We start from the raw sequence: 21909 nt of genomic DNA on the forward strand, positions 1-21909 counted from the left end.
CGAAGTTGGTGTCCCGGTGTGCGTTCCCGTCAGATGTGCGGGACGTCCTCGGGGATGTCGTAGAAGGTCGGGTGCCGGTAGACCTTGTCGCCGCTGGGCGCGAAGAACGGGTCGTGCTCGTCCGGCGCGGAGGCGGTGATCGCGGTGGAGGGGACGACCCAGAGGCTGACGCCCTCGTTGCGGCGGGTGTAGAGATCGCGCGCGGCGAGCAGCGCCATCCGGTCGTCGGCGGCGTGCAGGGAGCCGACGTGCACGTGGTTCAACCCGCGCCGAGGGCGCACGAACACCTCGTACAGCGGCCAACCGGCCTTGGACTCCGTCACTTCCGCCTCTTCTCCGCGTACGCCGTGGCTGCTTCGCGCACCCAGGCTCCGTCCTCGTGGGCGGCCCGGCGGCGCTCGACGCGCTGCGCGTTGCACGGCCCCTGGCCCTTGATCACCTGCTTGAGCTCCGACCAGTCGGGCTCGCCGAAGTCCCAACCGCCGCGCTCCTCGTTCCAGCTCAGCGCCGGGTCGGGGAGGGTGACGCCGAGGTGCTCGGCCTGCGGCACCGTCATGTCGACAAATCGCTGTCGCAGCTCGTCGTTGGTGTGCCGCTTGATCCGCCAGGCCATCGACTGCGCGGTGTTCGGCGAGTCGCCGTCCGACGGCCCGAACATCATCAGTGAGGGCCACCACCAGCGGTCCACCGCGTCCTGCACCATCGCCCGCTGCGCCTCGGTGCCGCGCATCAGCGTCATCAGCAGCTCGTAGCCCTGGCGCTGGTGGAACGACTCCTCCTTGCAGATCCGCACCATCGCACGGGCGTACGGCCCGTAGCTGCACCGGCAGAGCGGCACCTGGTTGCAGATCGCCGCGCCGTCGACCAGCCAGCCGATCACGCCGACGTCGGCGTACGTGAGCGTCGGGTAGTTGAAGATCGAGGAGTACTTCTGCCGCCCGGAGATCAGCTTCTCGGTGAGCTCCGCGCGGTCGACCCCGAGCGTCTCGGCGGCGGCGTAGAGGTAGAGCCCGTGCCCCGCCTCGTCCTGGGCCTTCGCCAGCAGGATCGCCTTGCGGCGCAGCGAGGGCGCCCGGGTGAGCCAGTTGCCCTCCGGCTGCATGCCGATGATCTCGGAGTGCGCGTGCTGGGCGATCTGGCGGATCAGCGTCGCTCGGTAGGCGTCGGGCATCCAGTCACGCGGTTCGATCCGCTGCTCGGCCGCGACGACACTCTCGAAGTACGCCTCCGGGTCGTCCACCACCCCGGCCACCGTGCTCGTTGCCACTGCTTCCACCACACCCGCCTCCCGACTGACCGTTCGGTCGGTTCCATTGTGCGCACTCGGACCCTTGATTGACAAGGCCCGCCACTCCACGCAGCGGCAAGCACAACAGGGGCGCGGTTCCCCGCACCCCTGTTGTGCTTGTGACTATGAGTGTGACTGTGACTGCGGCTGTGGCTGTGGCTACGTGCGCTCGCGCAGGCGGGGCAGCGGCACCGCGAGCAGCGCCGCGAGCAGCGCGATCCGGGGCGCCAGCTGGGTGGTGTCGATGTGCTCCGTTCGAGCGTGGGCGCCCGCGCCGACGGCGCCGAGGCCGTCCAGCGTCGGCAGACCCCGCGCACCGGCCAGGTTGGTGTCACCCGCACCGCCCGCCGGAGCGCCGTCCAGCTGCTGCCCGAGCACCGCCGCCAGCGAACGGACGTGCCGCAGCAGCGGATTGCCCGACCGCTCGGGCCAGGCCGGACGACTGGAGAGCACCTCCGTACGCACCCGGGCCCCTGGCCGCAGCGCGGTGAGGTGGGCCAGGGTGTCGAGCGTGCGGCGCTGCGCCTCGGCGGTCGAGAATCTGAGCCCCAGCTCCGCCTCCGCACGGCCTGCGACCACGTTCGCCCGGCTGCCACCGGTGATCCGCCCGGCGTTCAGCTCCGTACCCGGCAGCCCCGCGAGGCCGCGCACCGCGACCAGCTGGTCGACGAGTTCGTCCACGGCCGAGATGCCCTGGCCGGCCGCGTTGCCGGAGTGCGCCTCCCGGCCGGTGACGGTGAGCCGCACGCGCGTACTGCCCCGGCGGGCCGTCTTGACGCGGCCGTCCGGGTGCGGCGGCTCCAGGCCCAACACGGCGGCAGCGCCCGGGAGTTGGCGCTCGACCACGCGGCGCCCGTCCGGGCTGCCGATCTCCTCGTCCGCGACCACCACCAGCCGCACCGTCCGGTGCGGGCGCTGGCCGAGGTCGGCGAGCAGAGCGAAGGCGCCCTCCAGCAGGGCCAGGCCTGCCTTCATGTCCAGCACCCCCGGGCCACTGAGCAGCCCGTCGTGCTCCTCGACCGGCCAGTCGTTGATCATGCCGGCGGGCCAGACGGTGTCATGGTGGCCGACCATCAGCAGGTGCGGCAGGTGCTCCTCCTGCCCGGCCCACTCCAGCACCAGGTGGTCACCGGCCGGGCCGGGCTCGCGGCGCACCTGCGCACCGGTCGCGCGGAACCCTGCGGCCAGCTCCTCGGCCAGCGCGTCCAGCCGGGGGGCGTCGCCGGAGGGCGACTCCAGCGCGACCAGATCGCCGCAACGGCTGCGGACGGCGGCGGCGAGCGTGCGGGCCCGCGAGGTCAGGGCCGACGGGAGACCGGGCAGCGCCGCGGTGGCGGCGGCTGCGGTCATCGCGGCTGCGGTCGCGGTGGTGGCCGTCGTTGTGGCGGGAGTTGTGGCGGCCGGGGTGGCTGCGGCGGGCTCGGGATTCTCCTGCTCCGGGGTAGCTGGAGAGGCTGCGGGAATGGGTGAGGCGACGGGGGCAGCTGGCCCGGCGGTTGTATGAGAGCTCAACGCACACCTCCCCGGACGCTGCCGGTACTCAGCGAGTTGCCGAACGACGAGCCGGGGAGTGCCCCGGCGGTCGGGGTGAAGCGGGCGGAGCGGGTGGGGCGCGTGTAGTGCGTGGAGCGGGTGATCCGGGTGAGCGACGGGGCGGTGTCGGCGGGCCCGGCAGCGTGGCCGGTCCAGGTGCGACAGCTGGCTACTCCGTCGGGCAACGCCGGGTGGTGCGACCTCGGGCTGGGCAACACTGCGTCCTCCTCGCTCGGTCCGGTGCCCCGGCTCGTCCCGGGGCTCCGGGACGGTGGCCTCGGTGCGTCGATGCTGGGGGGCACGGGTGCAGGGAAGCCGAGGCGAGCCTAGAAGATTCGTTCGTTCCCCTGCGAGGTGGCCTGATACTACGTCGCCTCGGTGGGCGGCCGGGGCGGCTGTCCACCGGGCGTCGCCCTTGCGGGTGTTCCGACCTGAACGTGCCCTGTCCCCACCATGAACCTCAGCCCCAGCATCGGCACCATGAATCACCAATACCGCGCCCAGCGGCGCCCACGGGTGACGCCCGGTCAGCCCAGGGCGCCCCGGCTGGCGTGGCGCACCAGGGGTTCGGCGGACGTTCACTCGATGATGAGCCCGAGCCGGTTCTGCACCAGTTCGACCGGGTATGACGGTCGGCGCCCGCGCAACCGACCTGACGAACGTGCGACGAGAGATTCGGAGATCGACATGGCAGTCACGATCGAGGACGCCACCGCCAACAACCGCTTCGAGGCCCGGGTCGACGGCGAACTCGCAGGCTTCGCCGAGTACATCCGCAGCGCCTCGCTGGTCGTGTACCCGCACACCGTCGTCGAGCGCGCCTTCGAGGGCCAGGGCATCGGCGCCGCACTCGCCCGCACCGCCCTGGAGGACGCCCGCACCCGAGGGCTCCCGGTGCTGGCGACCTGCCCCTTCATCAAGGCGTGGATGCTCCGCCACCCGGAGTTCACCGACCTCGCGTACGAGAACCGCAGCGATGTCAGCGACTGACGCAGGGCGCGAGGCAGCGACTGACGCAGGGCGTGAGGCAGGGAGTGAGGGCCCGATGACGAGCGGGACGGCGAAGACGTACGAGGCGGCCGGGGTGGCCGTCACCTTCGACTCGGCGGTGTGCCGGCACGCGGCGGAGTGCGTGCGCGGGCTTCCGGAGGTGTTCGACACCGGGCGGCGACCCTGGATCACGCCTGGGGCCGCTGCGCCGGAGGCGGTGGCGGAGGTGGTGCGGCGCTGTCCGACGGGTGCGCTGACTTACCGGCTCGCGAGTGGGGGCGCGGCCGACGGGGGCGTGGAGCAGCCCGCGCGGCCGACGAGTGTGGTGCGGACGACGGACGGGCGGCTGCTGATGCGGGGCGAGCTGCGGATCACGGGTGGCGAGGGCGAGGTGCGGGAGACGACGCGGGCGATGTTGTGCGGGTGTGGGGCCAGCGAGGACGGGCCGTACTGCGACCGGAGCGGGGCGTGCGGGGGGTGAGGCGGGTGAGGGCGCGGGTGACGGCCTGGTTTGGGTGACGGGCGGTTGACTGTCAGGTATCGGATTTCAGATGTCGGATGACAGATATTGAAATCTGTCATCCGACATGCCATAGTCAATACCTGTCAGCACCTCTCTGAAATCGCAACGCCCCCAGGAGCCCAAGCCATGAGCACCCGCCCCGCCCGCACCACCCTCGGCAGCACCGGCCCGACCACCTCCGCCATCGGCCTCGGCTGCATGGGCATGTCAGACCTCTACGGCCCCGCCGACGAGGCCGAGAGCATCGCCACCATCCACGCCGCGCTCGACGCCGGCGTCACCCTGCTCGACACCGGCGACTTCTACGGCATGGGCCACAACGAGCTGCTGATCCACGACGCGCTGCGCGGCCGCAACCGCGAGGACGTCCAGATCAGCGTCAAGTTCGGCGCCCAGCGCGGCCCGGACGGCAGTTGGCTCGGCTACGACACCAGCCCGGCCGCCACCAAGACCGCGCTCGCCTACACCCTGCGCCGCCTGCGCACCGACCACATCGACGTCTACCGCCCGGCCCGGCTCGACCCGAGCGTCCCGGTCGAGGAGACCGTCGGCGCCATCGCCGACCTGGTCAAGGCCGGCTACGTCCGCCACATCGGCCTCTCCGAGGTCGGCGCCGACACCCTGCGCCGCGCCGCCGCCGTGCACCCGATCAGCGACCTCCAGATCGAGTACTCGCTGATCTCCCGCAGCCTGGAGACCGCCGTCCTGCCCGCCGCCCGCGAGCTGGGCATCGGCATCACCGCGTACGGCGTCCTCTCGCGCGGCCTGCTCAGCGGCCACTGGAGCAACGACCGCGAAGTCGCCGCGACGGACTTCCGGGGCTTCAGCCCGCGCTTCCAGGGCGACAACCTCGCCCACAACCTCAGCCTGGTCGAGGCCCTGCGGGTGATAGCCGAGGCGAAGGGCGCGAGCGTCGCGCAGGTCGCCATCGCCTGGGTCGCCTCGCGCGGCGAGGACATCGTCCCGCTGGTCGGGGCCCGTCGGCGGGACCGCCTCACCGAGGCCCTGGGTGCCCTAGACATCGCCCTGACCTCGGCCGACCTCGCCGCGATCGAGGCCGCCGTCCCGGCCGGGTCCGCCGCCGGGGACAGGTACGCTGCCGCACAGATGGCCCACCTCGACAGCGAGCACTGAGCCTCCCGAAGAAAGCCGCAGCCCACAGACCCGCAGCCCAGCCGACCCGCCGCTCCAGTTAGGACGTACCACCCCGTGACCACGGACAGCACTCTCACCCCCGAGCAGATCCTGATCGCGGCGGAGGACGTCCTGCGGCGGTTCGGCCCGGCCAAAGCCACCGTCGTGGACATCGCCCGCGTCCTGGGCGTCAGCCACGGCAGCGTCTACCGCCACTTCCCCAGCAAGGCCGCGCTGCGCGAGGCCGTCACCCAGCGCTGGCTCGACCAGGCGCACCTGGCCCTCGCGGCGATCGCCGCCGAGCGCGGCCCTGCCGCCGAACGGCTGCACCGCTGGCTGGCGACGCTCTTCGCCGCGAAGCGCCACAAGGCCCTGGACGACCCGGAGCTGTTCGCCACCTACCTGACGCTCGTCGGCGAGACCAGCGCCATCGTCGAGGCGCACCTGGAGACGCTGATCGAGCAGATCGGCAGGATCGTCCAGGACGGCATCCACCAGGGCGAGTTCAGGCCGACCCACGTCGGCACCGCCGCCCGCGCGATCTTCCAGGCCACCGCCCACTTCCACGACCCCGTCCACTCCCACGAGTGGTCCTCCCCGCGCGCGGAGAGCGACTTCGAGAGCGTCTGGGCCCTCCTCCTGAACGGCCTCCGCGCGGCCTGAGCACCACCCCCGGGCCCCGGCACCTCCCGCACCTCTCGCAGCACACACACCGCCAACTCCCTGGTCTCGCACCTGTCGTAGGCCAGGGAGCCGCAGACCGGCAAGGGCTGGCAAAGCCTTCCACCCCACCCTTGCCGCCCGCCCGAACCCGCCAGTAACGTTCTGCCCGCACGGTCCGGTACCCGCCGGAACCGTGCGGGCATTTTGCTGTCATGCCCATGCCATCAAGCGGCCCTCGCCTGCGCCGACCCCGCCGCCAACAGCACAGCGCGCACTCCGACACACCGGTCCGCGGCCACCCGCCGCGCCCCACCCGCACGTGCCGAGATCCGCCAAGCACCGGGCCCACCCGCACCGGCGTACCCAGACCGGCGCCAACGGCCCGCCCCCCACGGAGGGTTGACCATTGCGCACCCACACCCCCAGTGACACCCGGCCGCCCAGGCTGCGCCGGCTCGTCGCCGTACTGCCCGCCCTGGCGATGGCCGCCACCGGCCTGCTCGCCACAACCACCACCGGCGCAACCGCAGCTGACGCCACATCGGCGCACGCGGGCAAGGTGGCCACCAAGCGGGTCTGCGCCGCCCCCAGCCACCCCGGCCAGATGGCCTGTCTGGCGCTGGCCCGCACCGACCTCGTCCAGCCCCTGGTGCTCGCGCCGAACGCGACCCCCTCCGGCCTCGGCCCGACCGACCTCGTCTCGGCCTACAAGCTGCCCTCCAGCGGCGCCGGCCAGACCGTCGCCATCGTCGACGCCAACGACGACCCGAACGCCGAGTCCGACCTCGCGGCGTACCGCTCCCAGTACGGCCTTCCCGCCTGCACCACCGCCAACGGCTGCTTCCAGAAGCTCGACCAGCGCGGCGGCACCAGCTACCCCGCCGCCGACAGCGGCTGGGCGGGCGAGATCTCGCTCGACGTCGACATGGTGAGCGCCGTCTGCCCAAGCTGCCACATCATGCTGGTCGAGGCCGACAGCGCGACCATGGAGAACCTCGGCGCCGCCGTCAACACGGCGGTCGCCAAGGGCGCCAAGTACGTCTCCAACAGCTACGGTGGCGGCGAGTCCTCCAGCGACCCCGGGTACGACACCTCGTACTTCAACCACCCGGGCGTCGCGATCACCGTCTCCTCCGGTGACTCGGGCTACGGCGTCGAGTACCCGGCCGCCTCGAAGTACGTCACCGCCGTCGGCGGCACCACCCTCAACCGCAGCTCCAACAGCCGCGGTTGGACGGAGAGCGTGTGGGGCTCAAGCTCGGGTGGCAACGGCGCCGGCTCCGGCTGCTCCGCCAACGACGCCAAGCCCACCTGGCAGGCCGACAGCGGCTGCAACATGCGGACCGTCGCCGACGTCTCCGCCGTCGCCGACCCGGCCACCGGCGTCGCGGTCTACCAGACCTACGGCGGCTCCGGCTGGGCCGTCTACGGCGGCACCAGCGCCTCCTCCCCGATCATCGCCGCCGTGTACGCGCTGGCCGGCACCCCCGGCGCGGGCACCGACCCCGCCTCGTACCCGTACGCGCACACCAGCGCGCTCTTCGACGTGACCAGCGGCTCGAACGGCAGCTGCTCGCCGTCCTACCTCTGCACGGCGGGCACCGGCTACGACGGCCCGACCGGCCTCGGCACCCCGAACGGCACCACCGCCTTCACCTCGGGCGGCTCGACGGGCAACACCGTCACCGTCAACAACCCGAGCAACCAGTCGACGGCGCCCGGTAGTTCGGTCAGCCTGCAGATCACCGCGAGCGACTCCTCGACCGGCCAGACGCTCAGCTACAGCGCCAGCGGCCTGCCCGCAGGGCTCAGCATCAACTCCGCCACCGGCCTGATCACCGGCACCCCGACCACCTCGGGCACCTATAGCGTCACGGTGACGGCCACGGACACCACCAACGCCTCCGGCTCGACCAGCTTCAGCTGGACGGTCACCGGCGGGGGCACCGGCTGCCCGCCGGTCCAGCTCCTCGGCAACCAGGGCTTCGAGACCGGCAGCCCCGCCCCCTGGACGGCGACCGCCGGCGTGCTCGACAACTCCACCGGCCAGGCCGCCCACTCCGGCAGCTGGAAGGCTTGGCTGGACGGCTACGGCAGCTCCCACACGGACTCCCTCAGCCAGTCCGTGAAGATCCCGTCCGGCTGCAAGGCGTCGTTCAGCTTCTGGCTGCACATCGACACCGCCGAGAGCGGCAGCACGGCCTACGACAAGCTCACCGTCACGGCCAACTCCACCACCCTGGCGACCTTCACCAACGTCAACGCCGCCGCCGGCTACCAGCTGCGGACCTACGACCTCTCCGCACTGGCCGGCCAGACGGTGACCCTCAAGTTCACCGGCGTCGAGGACCCCTCGCTCCAGACCAGCTTCGTCGTGGACGACACGGCGGTCACCATCTCCTGACCACCATCTCCTGACCACCGCCGCGTAACGACACGGCGTAACAGCACTGGGGGCCGCAGCAGCGCTGCGGCCCCCAGTGTCATACCCGAACGACGGTACTACCTACGGGAGTTGCCGAAGAGCAGCCGGTAGGCGACCAGCAGCACGAAGGACCCGACGATGGCGGAGCCCCAGGTCGCCGCGTCGAAGAAGTCCTTGCCGACCGGCCGGTGCAGGAAGGTCGACGAGAGCCAGCCGCCGACGAACGAGCCCGCGATGCCGATCAGGGTGGTGACGATCAGGCCGCCCGGGTCGCGGCCGGGGAGCAGGATCTTGGCGATCGCCCCGGCGATCAGGCCGAGGACGATCCAGCTGACGATGCCCATGGTGCTCTCTCCTGCCCTCCACCGCCCGCACCGGTCGCGGCCGCTCTACCGACCAGGACGCCGACCGGGCCCGAGCGGTTCCGGACCCCACCGGTTCCGGACCCCACCGGTTCCGGACCCCACCGGTTCCGTGCCGGCATCCAGGTACCCTCGGTCCCGATCGCGCCGGACCACCCGGGACCACCCCGGACAGCAGGACCCGGCAGGACCCGGCAGGCCAGGAGGCGGCATGGAGAGCAGGGCGGGCACGGGACGCGTGCTGGTCGCGGACGACGACGCCGCCATCCGGCGGTCGCTGGAGCGCGGCCTGCGGCTCAGCGGCTACCGCGTGCTGCTCGCGGCGGACGGCCCCGAGGCGCTGCGGGTGCTCACCGCCGAGGAGCCGGACGTCGTGGTGCTGGACGTGTCGATGCCGGGGCTCACCGGCACCGAGGTCTGCCGTCTGCTGCGCGCCCGGGGCGACGAGACACCCGTTCTGATGCTCTCGGCGCTCGACGAGGTCGCCGACCGGGTGGCCGGGCTCCAGGCCGGGGCCGACGACTACCTGGTGAAGCCCTTCGCGCTGGAGGAGCTGGTGCTCCGGCTCCAGGCCCTGCTGCGGCGGCGGCCCGCCCAGGCGCCCACCGACGTGCTGCGTGCGGGCCCGCTGCTGATCGACCCGGCGACCCGGGAGGTCCACCGGGACGGTGTCGAGCTACGGCTGACCCGCAGGGAGTTCGAGCTGCTCGTGCAGCTGGTGCGGAACGCCGGGATCGTGCTCACCCGGGATCAGCTGCTGGAGCGGGTCTGGGGCTACGACTTCGAGGTCCGCACGGACGCCGTCGACACCTTCGTCAGCTACCTGCGCCGCAAGCTGGAGGCGGGCGGGCAGCCACGACTGATCCACACCGTCCGGGGCGTCGGCTTCGTCCTGAGGCTCCCCGAGAGGCCCCCCGAGCGGCTCCCCGAGAGCCTTCCCGAGGGCGCCCGGTGAAGCTCGCCACCCGGATAGCGCTCTCGGTCACCGTCGTGGTGCCGCTGCTGGTGATCACCGCCGGGCTGGTGGTGCTCGGGCTGGTCAGCCGCGACCTGCACAGCCAGCAGGACACCCGGCTCCAGGACCGCGCCTCCGCCGTCCTGCCCGGCATCCGCACCCTGCTCGCCGCCGATCACAACGGCCGCCCCAAGGTCGAGCAGAATCAGCACCGCAAGGTCCTCGACGACGTGCTCGACGCGGGCATCCAGGTGCAGGCGGCCGACGGCACCGTCGTCCTGACCGGCGGCCCGCAGCCCACCGACACCGCCCGGCTGCCCGACCGGACGCCGAACGGCCCGGTCACCTTCCAGGACCGGGGCCACAGCTGGCGGGTGCTGGTGGTGCCCGTGAGCGGCGCCGCACCCGGCACCCTGCGGCTGTTCGCCCCCGCCTCCGCCACCGACCCCCAGCTGGCAGCCGTCCGCCGCCGGGTGGTCTTCGTCGCCCTCGTTGCCGCCCCCGTCTCCGGCCTGCTCGCGTACGGCCTGGCCGGGCGGGCGACCGCCTCCGTACGCCGCCTCAGCCGCCGGGCCGCCGAGCTCGACCCGCGCGCCGGTGCGGCGGCCTTCGCCAGCACCCCGACCAGGATCACCGAGGTCGACGAACTCTCGCGCTCCATCAGCCAGTTGCTCGCCCGCTACGACGAGCAGGCGGCGCGTACGACGCAGGCCCTGGACACCGCGCGGTCGTTCTCCTCCGCCGCCTCGCACGAGCTCCGCACCCCCCTGATGAGCATGCGGACGGATCTGGACGTGCTGGCCGCCCACCCCGACCTCCCGGCCGAGGAACGCGCCGAGGTGGTACGGGACCTGCAACGCGACCACGCCCGCCTGCTGGAGCTGCTCACCGCGCTGCGGATGCTCGCCCAGGGCGACCTCGTCGAGGTGTCGGCCTTCAGCCCGCTCGATCTCGCCGACCTGGTGGACGCCGCCGCCACCGAGGCCCGCCGCCGCCACCCGGAGGCGACTCTCGAAGCCGAACTGCCGGGCGAGGTGCGGGTCTTCGGCTGGGACGCGGGCCTGCGCATCCTGCTGGCCAACCTACTCGGCAACGCGGTGGTGCACGGGCACCGGCCCGGCGAGCCCGCGAGCGTCGCCGTCCGGCTGCGGACGGAGGGCGACCGGGCCGTACTCACCGTGGACGACCACGGGCCGGGCGTGCCCGCCGACCAGCGGGAGGCGGTCTTCCTCCGCTTCCACCACGGCCCCGGCAGCCCCGGCTCGGGGCTCGGCCTCACCCTGGTGGCGCAGCAGGCTGCTCTCCACCAGGGGTCCGTCACCGTCGGCGACGCCCCCGGCGGCGGCGCGCGCTTCGAGGTGCGGCTGCCCCTGACCCGCCCGGACACCCCGACGCTCATGCTCCCGCTGCGGCGCGACTGGCTCTGAGGCCGTGGGCCGACCCGCTGCGAGGGGCGCGGGCACCGCGTCACAGGGAATCCACAAGGAGGCGGTCTACCGTCCTGCTCCGTCGGGCCGATTCCGGTCCGACCGAGTTGGCATCGAAGGAGACACAGCCATGCTCCCGAACCGTCGGACCGCAGCCATGACCGCGGCCATCGCCCTGGCCGGCGCACTGCTCGCCGCCGCCCCCGCGCAGGCCGCGACCGGTACGGCCAGCCCCAGCGCCGCACCCAAGTCGGCCCCGAAGGGGGACGGCGCGAAGGCGATCTGCAAGCGGCTGCCGAAGACCGAGGCCCGCGTCGCCGAGTCGCTCAAGCGCCTGGGCGGCGACGCGACCGTCCCCGGTTCGGTCGCCCGACTAGAGCAGCGGGTGGCGGACGCCAAGGCCGCCGGGCACACCGAGGTCTACACCTACCTCAACGACCGGCTGACCTTCCGCAAGAGCCTGCTGCCCACGCTGGAGACCCGGCAGAACGACCTGAAGTCCGTGGCGAGCTGGTGCGTCACCCAGGGCGCCGCAGAGGCCGGGAAGTGACCGGTGCACGCCGGGCGGCGGCCGGCCTCGCGACCCTCGTACTGGGTGCCGGGCTGCTGCTGACGGCCTGCGGCCCGAACGCGAGCGGCCCGAACCAGGCCAAGCAGCCCGCCGCCACCAGCTCGGAGGACGCGCAGCAGGTCCAGGACATGCAGCAGAAGGTGGACAGCGCCGAGAGCGCCGCCGCCCAGGCGGAGACGGACGCCACCCAGAACAACTGAGCCGACGGGCCCGGACGGCTCTCCCCGCCGCCCGTCGCCCTCCTCGGAGCCCCGACGCACCACGGTCCCCCGGCGCCTGCCGGGGGACCGTGGTGCGTCCGTCGTCAGACCTCGAAGGCCAGCACCGCCGCCATCGCGGCGAAGGCCCCGGCGAAGACCCGGCGCATGCCGGTGACGACCGAGGGACGGGCCGCCACCCGGTCGCGGAAGGCGGCGGCGAAGCGCCCGTACAGCACGAAGACGGCGAAGGTCAGTGCCATGAAGACCCCGCTGAGCTGGATCATCGGCAGCCAGGAGTCCGAGCGGTCGGTGTGCACGAACTGCGGCAGGAAGGCGAAGAAGAAGATCGTGAGCTTCGGGTTCAGCAGGTTGATCGCGATGCCGGTGGTGATCACCTTGAACGCGGGCAGCTCGGGGACGTCCTCGTCGACGGCGAGCACCCCCTTGTCCCGCAGGGTCCCCCAGGCCATGTAGAGCAGGTAGGCGACCCCGGCGTACTTGATCGTCTGGAAGGCCGTCGCGCTCGCGTTGAGCAGCGCCGCGAGGCCGGTGACGGCGGCGAGCATGTGCGGCACGATGCCGAGCGTGCACCCGAGAGCCGCGATCACGCTGGCGCGGGTGCCGCGCGCGAGGCCTGCGGCCACGGTGTAGAGGGCGCCCGTCCCGGGTGTCGCAATGATGGCGAGTGACGTCAACAGGAAGCTGATACTCAAAGTGGTCCCCCGATTCTGATCGACCCTCATCATGGGGCCGGGGGCGGCCTCGGCGGAAGGCGCGCGGTGACCAGCCCGTGGGCGGTGCTTGACGTGCGGGGTTGCTCTCGGTCACGATCGGCACATGGACACCGGCACCGCTCTGGTCTGCCGCCTGCACGTCGATCTGCGACGCCAGGCGAGCGCGATGTGTGCCTGCTGACGGATCACCCCGCCCTGTGACTCCTGCCAGGGTCTGATCCGCGCCCCCGCGTGCACGCCGTCCCCGGCTGCCGTCCGCGCCTCTCGCCGTGCCGTACGGCGGCCTCCTCCCAGCTGTCCGAGGATGCCCCATGACTGTTGATCTCGCGCCCGCCCCCACGTCTCGCACCGCCCTGGACCCCGCCACGCTGCGGCAGATCGTCCAGGAGCTGGCCGAGCGTCCGGAGGGCTGGCTGCACCGCGTCCGGCTCGCCGCCGGCGAGCGGTGGTACGAGCGGATCGCGCTCGCCGACGACTACGAGGTGTGGCTGATCAGCTGGCTGCCGGGGCAGTCGACCGGCTTCCACGACCACGGTGGTTCGCGCGGCGCGTTCGTGGTGGCGCTGGGCGAGCTGGAGGAGCTCTCGTTCGGCGCAGCCGAGGAGGGCCTGCTGACCCGCCGGGTCGGCCCGGGGGTGGCGCGGGAGTTCGGGCCCGACTATCTGCACGACATCCGCAACACGGCGGCCGGGCCGGCCGTCACGCTGCACGCGTACTCGCCGCCGCTGAACGAGATGTCACGCTACGAACTGCGGGCCGCCGGCCTGGTCCGCACCTCGACGGAAGGACCGGAGCAGTGGTGACGACGGTGGACGATCTGGTGGCGCGGTCCCGGGTGGGCGTGCACCGCCCCCGGCCTCGGGAGGCGTACGAGGCCGCTGCGGCGGGGGCGCTGCTGGTGGACATCCGCCCGCAGGAGCAGCGCGGCCGGGAGGGTTCGATCCCGGGCGCCCTGGTGATCGAGCGCAACGTCCTGGAGTGGCGGCTGGACCCGGCGGGCAGTCACCGCATCCCGGAGGCGACGGGGTACGAGGTGCCGGTGATCGTGGTCTGCTCGGAGGGCTACGCGTCCAGTCTGGCCGCGGCGAGTCTGCGCGAGCTGGGTCTCTCCGGGGCGACCGACCTGGCGGGCGGCTTCGTCGCCTGGGCGGCGGAGGGGCTGCCTACGGAGGGGCTGCCTACCGCCTGAGAATGAGGTTTAGCTTGGGGGTTCTTGGGGTAGCCGGAGGCGGTCCCGGGTTCAGGCCCGACACACTGTCAGACCATAAGCTCCGGACGGCGCGAGGCGCCGAAGTTTAGGATCGTTCCCGTGATCAGATTCGACGGCGCAGCCAAGCGCCACCCCGACGGCACGATCGCCGTCGAGGGGCTCGACCTGGACGTACCCGCCGGGCGAATAACGGTGCTGGTCGGGCCCTCGGGGTGCGGCAAGACGACCATCCTGCGGATGGTGAACCGGATGGTCGAGCCGACCTCGGGGCGGGTGCTGCTGGACGACGCCGACGTCGCCGGGCTGCCGGCCGCCAAGCTGCGGCGCGGCATCGGGTACGTGATCCAGCAGGCGGGTCTGTTCCCGCACCGCCGGGTGATCGACAACGTGGCGACGGTGCCACGGCTGCTCGGCTGGGACCGCAAGCGGGCCCGAGCGCGGGCTGCCGAGCTGCTGGAGCTGGTCGGTCTGGCTCCGGAGACGGCCCACCGCTACCCCTTCCAGCTGTCCGGGGGCCAGCAGCAACGCGTGGGCGTGGCAAGGGCGTTGGCCGCAGACCCGCCGGTTCTGCTGATGGACGAGCCGTTCAGTGCGGTCGACCCGGTGGTACGCGCCGGGCTCCAGGAGGAACTGCTGCGCCTGCAGAGCGAGTTGAACAAGACCGTGCTGTTCGTCACGCACGACATCGAGGAGGCCGTCCGGCTCGGGGACCAGATCGTGGTGCTGCGCGAGCACGGCCGGATCGCCCAACTCGCCGATCCACACACCCTGCTGACCGCACCCAGCGACGAAGGCGTGGCCGCCTTCCTGGGCCGCGACCGGGGCCTGCGCGGCCTCGGCCTGCGCCCGGCCGCCGGGGTGGCCGTCCAGCCGCTGACCTCCGTACCAGTGGGCTGGCGGCTGGAGCAGGACGAGCACGGCCGCCCGACCGGCTGGCGGGACGGCACGGGCACCGCCCACCCCGCACCCGGCTTCCGACCGGACACCGACACCCTGCGCACCGCCCTGGACGCGGCCGTGCTCTCCCCGAGCGGGCTGGCCGTCGCCGTCGACACGGACGGCCGGGCCGTCGGCGTCGCCGACCGCGCCGCCGTGCTCGCGGCCCTGGCCGAGGACCGGCCGGTGAGCCCCAGTGGACGGTGAACCGCTCGTCCGCTGGTACTGGATCGGCGACCGCCTGGGCTACCTGCTCGACCTCACGCGCACCCATGCGGTGATCGCCCTGGTCCCCGTCCTGATCGCACTGCTGGTCGCGGTGCCGCTCGGCCTGGTCTGCGCCCGGCTGCCCCGGCTCTACCAGCCGGTGTCGGTGGTCCTCAACGTGGCGTACGCACTGCCGTCGCTGGCGCTCTTCGTCCTCCTGATCCCGTACACCGGGCTCGCCACCCGGGCGACGGTGATGATCCCGCTGACCTTCTACGCCCTCGCGGTGCTGCTGCCGACGACGGTCGACGGGCTGCGCTCGGTGCCGGAGTCCGTCCGGCAGGCGGCCACCGCGATGGGGTACGGCCCGTGGCACCGGCTGGCGGCCGTCGAGCTGCCCGCCGCCCTGCCGTACCTGATCTCCGGCCTCCGGGTCGCAGCGGTGTCCAGCATCTCGCTGGCCGCCGTCGGCGCGCTGGTCGGCCTCGGCGGGCTCGGCGAGCTCTTCCTCAACGGCTTCCAGCTCACCTTCACCACGCCGATCCTGGCCGGGATCGTGCTGGTCGCCGCCCTCGCGCTGGTCACCGACCTGCTGCTGGTGCTGGCCCGGCGACTGCTCGCACCGTGGGCCGTCCGGGAGAAGGGCGCGGCACAGTGAACTGGCTCGACTGGCTGAACACCTTCTTCACCGCGCCCGCCCGGCAGAGCGGCCCGGACTCGATCGTCCACCGGGTCTGGGAGCACCTGGTCTTCTGCGGCGAGGCGCTCTTCTGGTCCGCGCTGATCGCCGTCCCGCTCGGCCTGCTGATCGGCTACACCGGTCGCGGCGCCGTCGCCGTGACGACCCTGACCGGTGTCGCTCGCGCCCTGCCCACCCTCGGGCTGGTCACCCTGACGGTGCTGCTCGCCGGGGTCGGCGACACCGCCGTACTCGTCCCGTTGGTCGCCCTGGCCGCGCCGCCGCTGCTGGTGGCGACCGTCGAGGGCATCCGGGGCACCGACCCGGAGCTGCGCGACGCGGCTCGCGGCATCGGCCTGACGCACCGTCAAGTCCTGTTCCAGGTCTGCCTTCCCGCCGGTCTGCCCACCCTGCTCGCCGGGCTGCGCAACGCGACCGTGCAGGTGATCGCCACCGCGACGGTCGCCGCGTACGTCGGCCTGGGCGGGCTCGGCCGGTACGTCATCGACGGGCTGGCCACCCGGGACTTCCCCGCCACGGCGGGCGGGGCACTGCTCGTGGTGCTGCTCGCCGTCGCGGCCCAACTGTGCTTCGCGGCGCTGCTGCGGTACGGGCTGCCGCCGGGCTTGCGGGCCCAGCGCGCCGCCGCCCGCAGGCGTTGACCGCTCCACCTCCTGAACCCAATGCTCCTGCCGCTACTGACTACTGCCGAAGGACTCCCATGACCTCGCGTGTGTTCCGCCCTGTCACCGCCGTCACCGCCGCCGCGCTGCTGCTCGGCGCGGCGGCGTGCGGCTCCTCCAGCGGGAAGGACCCGCTGGCCGCCTCGGGCGGCACCGGCAGCTCCGCCGCCTCCGGCAAGACCGTGGTGGTCGGCTCGGCGAACTTCCCCGAGAACGTACTGCTCGCCTCCATCTACTCGCAGGCGCTCAAGGCCAAGGGCGTCAAGGTGACCGAGAAGTTCAACATCGGCAGCCGCGAGGTGCTCTACGGCCAGCTGGAGAGCGGCAACCTGACCGTGCTGCCCGAGTACAACGGCGCGCTGCTCGGCTACCTGGACGCCAAGAACACCGCGGCCGGCACCCAGGCGGTCAACGCCGCACTGCAGCAGAAGCTGCCCGCCACGCTGGCCGTCCTGGACTCGGCCGCCGCCGAGGACAAGGACTCGCTCACCGTCTCGCAGGCGACGGCCGACGCCAAGCACCTCAAGTCGATCGCCGACCTCACGGGCGCCGGGCCGCTCACCATCGGCGGGCCGCCGGAGTTCAAGTCCCGCCGGGAGCAGCAGTTCAAGGACGTCTACGGGCTGACCTTCAAGGAGTGGAAGCCGACCGGTGACACCACCGCCAACGCGCTGAAGGACAGCGCGATCGACGTCGGCAACGTCTTCACCACCGACCCGAAGATCGTCCAGCTGAAGCTGGTCACCCTGGAGGACCCGAAGAACCTCTTCAGCTCGCAGAACATCACCCCGCTGGTCAACAAGGCCGGGGTGGACGCGACGACGACCGCCGCCCTGAACGCCGTCTCCGGCAAGCTCGACACGGCCGGGCTGACGGCGCTGATGAAGCGCGTCGCCATCGACAAGGAGGACCCGTCGGCCGTCGCCAAGGACTGGCTGAAGGCCAACGGCCTGAGCTGATCCGGGGCGCACTCCCCAGCCGGGAGCCTGGGAGATAATGTGCGCATGACCGACGAACTCCCCCTCGCACCCACCTCAGCCATCGAACGCCGAAACCAGCTCCTGCTGGCGATGCGGCAGGGCGGCGGCTCCTGGGACTGGCACCGCGCCCGCGAGACCTACTACGAGCAGCCCGACCCCCGCACGGTCCGCCGCGACCTGGAGCAGCTGCGCAAGGCCGGCACCATCCAGCGCGACCGTGAGACGGGCCTGTACACGACCGCCTAGCACCAGACGCAGAAGGGCCCCGCAGCTGCTGCTCAGCTGCGGGGCCCTTCTGTTGGTTTTTTTTAGTACCAGTGGTGGTTCTGCCAGAACGTCCAGGCGCCGTTCGGGCTGCCGTAGCGCTCGTTCATGTAGTTCAGGGCCCACTTGATCTGGGTCTCGGGGTTGGTGCGCCAGTCCGAGCCGGTCGAGGCCATCTTGGAGCCCGGCAGGGCCTGGGCCAGGCCGTAGGCGCCGGAGGAGGCGTTGGTCGCCTTGATGTTCCAGCCGCTCTCGTGGCTGATGATGTTGCTGAAGGCGGCGTACTGGTCGGCGGGCACGATGCTCTTCGCCAGCGCCTTGACGCCGCTCGGGCTGGTGTCGGCGGCCAGCGCCGGGCGCTCCTCGGAACGCGAGGCGGCCTGCGGCTGCTCCGCCGGAGCGGGCTTCTCGGCGGCCGGGGCGGCGGGAGCAGCCGGCGCAGCGGGAGCTGCCGGGGCGGCCGGAGCAGCGGGGGCGGCCGGAGCAGCGGGGGCGGCGGCGGGGGCCTGGGCGGCGACGACCGCAGCGGAAGCGTTGTCCTCGGGCAGTGCCACCGCCACGACGGAGGCGGCACAGGCAGTCGCCAGACCGGCGGACGCCACCACGAGGGTGGACCGTCGGCGCATGGCGGCAATGAGGGAGCTACGCATGAAGTGTGGCCTTCCTGGACCGAGCTGGCCTCGGTCGGGTTGGTCCGGCCATGGGCGCACAGCAGTACGGCGGCGTGAGGCCGCCAACTGCCGGTGCTGTGCCGATGGCCGTGGGCACCCAGCGGTACGAGCCCGTGGAGACGGGCCACGTACGGGTGCCGGACGATTCGCGCTCCCCCGATGGCCGGCCCGGCTCGAAGACCGGCGCCGACAGGGCGGAGCGCCTTGCGACTCGACCCAGTGTTAACGCGGCCCCCACCCCGCATCAACCACCCCCACTACGACGCCGCGTCGTAGTCGCGCCAGCCGCCTTCACTTCCGCGAACCGCCTGGCGCACGGCCTGCGACCCCGGCGCGGTGTCTACGATCGTGCGTAGTTGCTTGGAAACCCTTGTGGCTGGTGTCACCGACCACCCACCCCCTTCGTCACCCAACGCGACCGCGCCCACACCGAAATCGGCTGTCCCGGCGACCGCACGGGCACCAGGCTGTCCGCCATGGACACGGACGAGATCGGCTCACCCCACCTACTGCGCGAGGACGTCCTCGACTACTACAACCGGGGCAAGGAGCAGCGCAGGCTGTTCAGCGGCCACGACCGACTGGAGTTCTGGCGGACCCAGGACGTGCTGCGCCGCCTACTGGGCGACGGCCCGCAGCGCGTGCTCGACGTGGGCGGCGGCCCGGGGGCCCACGCGGGCCGGCTCGCCGAGGACGGGCACCTGGTCGAGCTGGTGGACCCCGTCCCCCTGCATGTCGCCCAGGCCGCCGGGCTGCCCGGGGTCACCGCCCGGCTCGGCGACACCCGTGCGCTGGACGTGGCGGACGGGTCGTACGACGTGGTGCTGCTGCTCGGGCCGCTCTACCACCTGCCCGAGCGGGCCGACCGGCTGACCGCGTTGGCGGAGGCGCGGCGTGCGGTGCGGCCCGGCGGGCTGGTGGTGGCGGCCACCATCAACCGGTTCGCGGGGCTGCACGACACGCTTCGGGCGGGAGCGTACTTCGATCCGGGGCTGCGGGCCGTCACGGACGCCTGCGTCGAGAGCGGGCTGCTGGCGCCGACTGCGGAGGCGCCGGTCTTCACCACGGCGTACCTGCACGACCCGGCGAGTGTGCCGGAGGAGTTCCGGGCGGCCGGGCTGACGCCGACCGGGCAGTACGGGCTGGAGGGGGCGGCCTGGCTGATGGGGCAGGTGAATGAGTACCTGGACGATCCGGAGCGGCGTCGGGTGGTGCTGGAGGCGCTGCGCCGGACGGAGTCCGAGCCCGCGCTGCTGGGTGTGAGCGGGCACCTGCTGACGACCGGCACCGGCCGAGGCTGCGTGAACACCTGGGTGCGGTGGCCGAGTTGGCGCGGGCCCCGGATGGCGGTCGCCCGGCTCGCCGTGCTTCGACGGCGCATCCGGCCGCCCCCGCAGCTGTCGCACACGTGCTCGATCATGGCCGATCGCGGCATCCGGCCGCAAATGAAATGGCAACCCCGGAAGCCGTCCCAGCTGGCGGACAAGAGCGTTGACGAACTGTTAGGACTCTTGACAGACGAGTGGTCCAGACCAACCATAGGCGTTGTCCTTCCGACCGGAGCTGCACTGTGGGGGTGTGAACACCGGCCGGCTGTGCTGTCGCACCGCCGTACCACCCCAGCACCCGAGTCAGGCCCCGTCATGCCCAAATCCGGGCGAACGGCTTTCACACACACGTCTGTTGGAGCACTCATGCGCCTTCACAGATCCATCCAGTCGCTGCTGACCAGCGGAGTCACGCTGGCCGCCGCCCTCGGCCTGGCCGTGGTCGGCGGCGGCACCGCGCACGCCGCGACCGCGCTGCCGCAGCACGTCTTCGCCCCGTACTTCGAGGCCTGGACAGGCGACAGCCCCGCCACTCTGGCCCAGCAGTCCGGCGCCAAGTACCTGACCATGGCCTTCGTCCAGGCGGCCACCAAGGGCTCCTGCACCGCGTACTGGAACGGCGACACCGGCATGCCGATCGCCACCTCCAGCTTCGGCGCCGACATCGCCAAGATCCGGGCCAACGGCGGCGACGTCATCCCGTCCTTCGGCGGCTACACCGCCGACAACGGCGGCACCGAGATCGCCGACAGCTGCACCGACGTCAACTCGATCGCCGGTGTCTTCGAGAACATCATCACCACGTACGACATCAGCCGGATCGACCTCGACATCGAGGACAACTCGCTCACCAACACCGCCGGGATCGACCGCCGCAACAAGGCGATCAAGGTCGTGGAGGACTGGGCCGCCACCAACGGGCGCTCGATCCAGTTCTCGTACACGCTGCCCACCACCACCAGCGGGCTGGCCTCCAGCGGGCTGAACGTGCTGAAGAACGCGGTGCAGAACAACGCCCGCATCGACGTCGTCAACCAGATGACCTTCGACTACTACGACAACGCCACGCACAACATGGCGACCGACACCCAGACCGCCACCACCGGCCTCTACAACCAGCTGGCGAAGCTCTACCCGAGCAAGACCGCCGCGCAGCTGTGGAGTTCGATCGGCATCATCGAGATGATCGGCATCGACGACTTCGGTGCCGCCGAGACCTTCAGCACCGCCGACGCCACCAGCGTCTACAACTGGGCCACCAGCAAGGGCGTCAACACCCTCTCGTTCTGGGCCCTCCAGCGTGACAACGGCGGCTGCGTCGGCACCGCCGGCAACGACGCCTGCTCCGGCGTCAGCCAGGGCACCTGGGACTTCAGCCACACCTTCGAGCCGTTCACCAGCGGCAGCGGCACCCCGGTCAACGACTTCTCACTGAGCGCCTCCCCCGCCGCAGGCAGCGTCACGGCGGGCTCCGGCACCACCGCGACCCTGGCCACCGCCGTCACCTCCGGCAACGCCCAGCCCGTCACCCTCACCGTCACCGGCGCACCCACCGGCGTCACCGCAACCGTCAACCCCGGTTCCGTCACGGCAGGCACCAACGCCACCCTGACCATCGCCACCACCGCCACCACGGCCCCCGGCAGCTACCCGCTGACCGTCACCGGCACCGCCACCTCCGGCACCCGCACCACCACCTACACCCTGACCGTCACGGGTACGGCCGCCACCGGCCTGGTCAACGGCGGTCTGGAGACCGGCAGCCTGGGCCCCTGGACCTGCCAGACCGGCGGCGCCGTGGTGAGCAGCCCGGTGCACAGCGGCGCCCACGCCCTGCAGGCGGCGGCCACTGCCGGGCAGACCGGTGAGTGCGACCAGACCGTCACCCTCGCGCCCAACACCAAGTACACGCTGACCGGTTGGGTGCAGGGCAGCTACGCCTTCGTCGGCGTCAGCGGCGGCGCGACCGCCAGCACCTGGACCTCGTCCACCGGCTGGACGAAGCTGAGCGTCCCGTTCACCACGGGCGCCTCGGGCACCGTCACCGTCTACCTGCACGGCTGGTTCGGCCAGGGCAACGTCTTCGGCGACGACTTCTCCATCGCCTGATCTCCCCGCTCGTCCCGGGTGCCCGGTCCGCCTCAGG

General features: G+C 72.3%; 24 protein-coding genes. 17 read left to right on the plus strand and 7 right to left on the minus strand.

Features of this window, described 5'->3' with window-relative positions:
• Positions 1–29 precede the first annotated feature (29 nt).
• The 4 genes from paaB to ACR68M_RS05205 form a co-directional block, all read right to left on the minus strand.
• Positions 30–323 (minus strand): 1,2-phenylacetyl-CoA epoxidase subunit PaaB, encoded by a 294-nt coding sequence (gene paaB, locus ACR68M_RS05190; protein WP_441249218.1) that lies wholly within the window; start codon positions 321–323, stop codon positions 30–32.
• On the minus strand, positions 320–1252 hold the full coding sequence (gene paaA, locus ACR68M_RS05195; RefSeq protein ID WP_441251515.1) for a 1,2-phenylacetyl-CoA epoxidase subunit PaaA: 933 nt from the start codon (positions 1250–1252) through the stop codon (positions 320–322). Before paaA ends, paaB begins: the two co-directional genes overlap by 4 nt.
• A gap of 195 nt (positions 1253–1447) precedes the next feature.
• Entirely contained in the window at positions 1448–2800 is a 1353-nt protein-coding gene (locus ACR68M_RS05200) for a M20/M25/M40 family metallo-hydrolase (RefSeq protein ID WP_441249219.1), read from the minus strand.
• Positions 2797–3006 carry a hypothetical protein gene (locus tag ACR68M_RS05205; protein WP_441249220.1) on the minus strand — a complete coding sequence of 70 codons (210 nt, stop codon included), beginning with the start codon at positions 3004–3006 and terminating at the stop codon, positions 2797–2799. Before ACR68M_RS05205 ends, ACR68M_RS05200 begins: the two co-directional genes overlap by 4 nt.
• Before the next feature lie 502 nt (positions 3007–3508).
• Between ACR68M_RS05205 and ACR68M_RS05210 the strand changes: the two genes are divergently transcribed.
• The 5 genes from ACR68M_RS05210 (at position 3509) to ACR68M_RS05230 (ending at position 8535) form a co-directional block, all read left to right on the plus strand.
• Positions 3509–3811 (plus strand): GNAT family N-acetyltransferase, encoded by a 303-nt coding sequence (locus ACR68M_RS05210; protein WP_441249221.1) that lies wholly within the window; start codon positions 3509–3511, stop codon positions 3809–3811.
• Between the two features lie 55 nt (positions 3812–3866).
• Positions 3867–4292 carry a (4Fe-4S)-binding protein gene (locus ACR68M_RS05215; RefSeq protein ID WP_441249222.1) on the plus strand — a complete coding sequence of 142 codons (426 nt, stop codon included), beginning with the start codon at positions 3867–3869 and terminating at the stop codon, positions 4290–4292.
• Positions 4293–4460: 168 nt separating this feature from the next.
• On the plus strand, positions 4461–5468 hold the full coding sequence (locus tag ACR68M_RS05220; RefSeq protein ID WP_441249223.1) for an aldo/keto reductase: 1008 nt from the start codon (positions 4461–4463) through the stop codon (positions 5466–5468).
• 75 nt (positions 5469–5543) lie between these two features.
• Positions 5544–6131 carry a TetR family transcriptional regulator gene (locus ACR68M_RS05225; RefSeq protein ID WP_441249224.1) on the plus strand — a complete coding sequence of 196 codons (588 nt, stop codon included), beginning with the start codon at positions 5544–5546 and terminating at the stop codon, positions 6129–6131.
• A 406-nt stretch (positions 6132–6537) separates the two neighbouring features.
• Positions 6538–8535 carry a putative Ig domain-containing protein gene (locus ACR68M_RS05230; protein WP_441249225.1) on the plus strand — a complete coding sequence of 666 codons (1998 nt, stop codon included), beginning with the start codon at positions 6538–6540 and terminating at the stop codon, positions 8533–8535.
• A gap of 98 nt (positions 8536–8633) precedes the next feature.
• On the opposite strand, the gene ACR68M_RS05235 is transcribed toward ACR68M_RS05230, so the two are convergent.
• Positions 8634–8900 (minus strand): GlsB/YeaQ/YmgE family stress response membrane protein, encoded by a 267-nt coding sequence (locus ACR68M_RS05235; RefSeq protein ID WP_441249226.1) that lies wholly within the window; start codon positions 8898–8900, stop codon positions 8634–8636.
• A 229-nt stretch (positions 8901–9129) separates the two neighbouring features.
• Between ACR68M_RS05235 and ACR68M_RS05240 the strand changes: the two genes are divergently transcribed.
• The 4 genes from ACR68M_RS05240 (at position 9130) to ACR68M_RS05255 (ending at position 12071) form a co-directional block, all read left to right on the plus strand.
• Positions 9130–9873, plus strand: coding sequence for a response regulator transcription factor (locus tag ACR68M_RS05240; protein ID WP_441249227.1), 744 nt, complete (start codon positions 9130–9132; stop codon positions 9871–9873).
• Positions 9870–11300: a sensor histidine kinase gene (locus tag ACR68M_RS05245; protein ID WP_441249228.1), complete on the plus strand. Its 1431-nt coding sequence runs from the start codon at positions 9870–9872 to the stop codon at positions 11298–11300. Before ACR68M_RS05240 ends, ACR68M_RS05245 begins: the two co-directional genes overlap by 4 nt.
• Positions 11301–11430: 130 nt before the next feature.
• Entirely contained in the window at positions 11431–11850 is a 420-nt protein-coding gene (locus ACR68M_RS05250) for a hypothetical protein (protein ID WP_441249229.1), read from the plus strand.
• Positions 11847–12071, plus strand: a complete 225-nt coding sequence (locus tag ACR68M_RS05255; RefSeq protein WP_441249230.1) for a hypothetical protein — start codon at positions 11847–11849, stop codon at positions 12069–12071. The genes ACR68M_RS05250 and ACR68M_RS05255 overlap by 4 nt, the downstream gene beginning before the upstream one ends.
• 104 nt (positions 12072–12175) lie before the next feature.
• On the opposite strand, the gene ACR68M_RS05260 is transcribed toward ACR68M_RS05255, so the two are convergent.
• Entirely contained in the window at positions 12176–12784 is a 609-nt protein-coding gene (locus tag ACR68M_RS05260) for a LysE family translocator (RefSeq protein WP_441249231.1), read from the minus strand.
• Between the two features lie 332 nt (positions 12785–13116).
• On the opposite strand from ACR68M_RS05260, the gene ACR68M_RS05265 reads away from it, so the two are divergent.
• The 7 genes from ACR68M_RS05265 to ACR68M_RS05295 all read left to right on the plus strand — a co-directional run bounded on the left by ACR68M_RS05265 (position 13117) and on the right by ACR68M_RS05295 (position 17746).
• On the plus strand, positions 13117–13608 hold the full coding sequence (locus ACR68M_RS05265) for a cysteine dioxygenase (RefSeq protein ID WP_441249232.1): 492 nt from the start codon (positions 13117–13119) through the stop codon (positions 13606–13608).
• A complete protein-coding gene (locus tag ACR68M_RS05270) occupies positions 13602–13994 on the plus strand; it encodes a rhodanese-like domain-containing protein (RefSeq protein ID WP_441249233.1) in 393 nt (130 codons plus the stop codon). Before ACR68M_RS05265 ends, ACR68M_RS05270 begins: the two co-directional genes overlap by 7 nt.
• A gap of 120 nt (positions 13995–14114) precedes the next feature.
• Positions 14115–15158 (plus strand): ABC transporter ATP-binding protein, encoded by a 1044-nt coding sequence (locus ACR68M_RS05275; RefSeq protein WP_441249234.1) that lies wholly within the window; start codon positions 14115–14117, stop codon positions 15156–15158.
• Positions 15148–15816 carry an ABC transporter permease gene (locus ACR68M_RS05280; RefSeq protein ID WP_441249235.1) on the plus strand — a complete coding sequence of 223 codons (669 nt, stop codon included), beginning with the start codon at positions 15148–15150 and terminating at the stop codon, positions 15814–15816. Before ACR68M_RS05275 ends, ACR68M_RS05280 begins: the two co-directional genes overlap by 11 nt.
• Entirely contained in the window at positions 15813–16499 is a 687-nt protein-coding gene (locus tag ACR68M_RS05285; RefSeq protein ID WP_441249236.1) for an ABC transporter permease, read from the plus strand. The genes ACR68M_RS05280 and ACR68M_RS05285 overlap by 4 nt, the downstream gene beginning before the upstream one ends.
• Before the next feature lie 59 nt (positions 16500–16558).
• Positions 16559–17479, plus strand: a complete 921-nt coding sequence (locus ACR68M_RS05290) for an ABC transporter substrate-binding protein (protein WP_441249237.1) — start codon at positions 16559–16561, stop codon at positions 17477–17479.
• A gap of 45 nt (positions 17480–17524) precedes the next feature.
• Entirely contained in the window at positions 17525–17746 is a 222-nt protein-coding gene (locus tag ACR68M_RS05295; RefSeq protein ID WP_441249238.1) for a hypothetical protein, read from the plus strand.
• A 62-nt stretch (positions 17747–17808) separates the two neighbouring features.
• On the opposite strand, the gene ACR68M_RS05300 is transcribed toward ACR68M_RS05295, so the two are convergent.
• On the minus strand, positions 17809–18414 hold the full coding sequence (locus ACR68M_RS05300; RefSeq protein WP_441249239.1) for a transglycosylase SLT domain-containing protein: 606 nt from the start codon (positions 18412–18414) through the stop codon (positions 17809–17811).
• A gap of 497 nt (positions 18415–18911) precedes the next feature.
• Here ACR68M_RS05300 and ACR68M_RS05305 point away from each other — a divergent pair, with 497 nt between their 5' ends.
• A complete protein-coding gene (locus ACR68M_RS05305) occupies positions 18912–21872 on the plus strand; it encodes a methyltransferase domain-containing protein (RefSeq protein ID WP_441249240.1) in 2961 nt (986 codons plus the stop codon).
• The last annotated feature ends 37 nt before the right edge of the window (positions 21873–21909 follow it).

Source organism: Kitasatospora sp. McL0602, from assembly GCF_052076145.1.
Lineage (GTDB): Bacteria > Actinomycetota > Actinomycetes > Streptomycetales > Streptomycetaceae > Kitasatospora.

Excerpts from the sequence above, each read along its gene's own strand:
- ACR68M_RS05210 (WP_441249221.1), top strand. The coding sequence starts at position 3,509 with ATGGCAGTCACGATCGAGGACGCCACCGCCAACAACCGCTTCGAGGCC.
- ACR68M_RS05215 (WP_441249222.1), top strand. The coding sequence starts at position 3,867 with ATGACGAGCGGGACGGCGAAGACGTACGAGGCGGCCGGGGTGGCCGTC.
- ACR68M_RS05220 (WP_441249223.1), top strand. The coding sequence starts at position 4,461 with ATGAGCACCCGCCCCGCCCGCACCACCCTCGGCAGCACCGGCCCGACC.
- ACR68M_RS05235 (WP_441249226.1), bottom strand. The coding sequence starts at position 8,900 with ATGGGCATCGTCAGCTGGATCGTCCTCGGCCTGATCGCCGGGGCGATC.
- ACR68M_RS05240 (WP_441249227.1), top strand. The coding sequence starts at position 9,130 with ATGGAGAGCAGGGCGGGCACGGGACGCGTGCTGGTCGCGGACGACGAC.
- ACR68M_RS05250 (WP_441249229.1), top strand. The coding sequence starts at position 11,431 with ATGCTCCCGAACCGTCGGACCGCAGCCATGACCGCGGCCATCGCCCTG.
- ACR68M_RS05265 (WP_441249232.1), top strand. The coding sequence starts at position 13,117 with ATGACTGTTGATCTCGCGCCCGCCCCCACGTCTCGCACCGCCCTGGAC.
- ACR68M_RS05290 (WP_441249237.1), top strand. The coding sequence starts at position 16,559 with ATGACCTCGCGTGTGTTCCGCCCTGTCACCGCCGTCACCGCCGCCGCG.
- ACR68M_RS05295 (WP_441249238.1), top strand. The coding sequence starts at position 17,525 with ATGACCGACGAACTCCCCCTCGCACCCACCTCAGCCATCGAACGCCGA.
- ACR68M_RS05300 (WP_441249239.1), bottom strand. The coding sequence starts at position 18,414 with ATGCGTAGCTCCCTCATTGCCGCCATGCGCCGACGGTCCACCCTCGTG.
- ACR68M_RS05305 (WP_441249240.1), top strand. The coding sequence starts at position 18,912 with ATGGACACGGACGAGATCGGCTCACCCCACCTACTGCGCGAGGACGTC.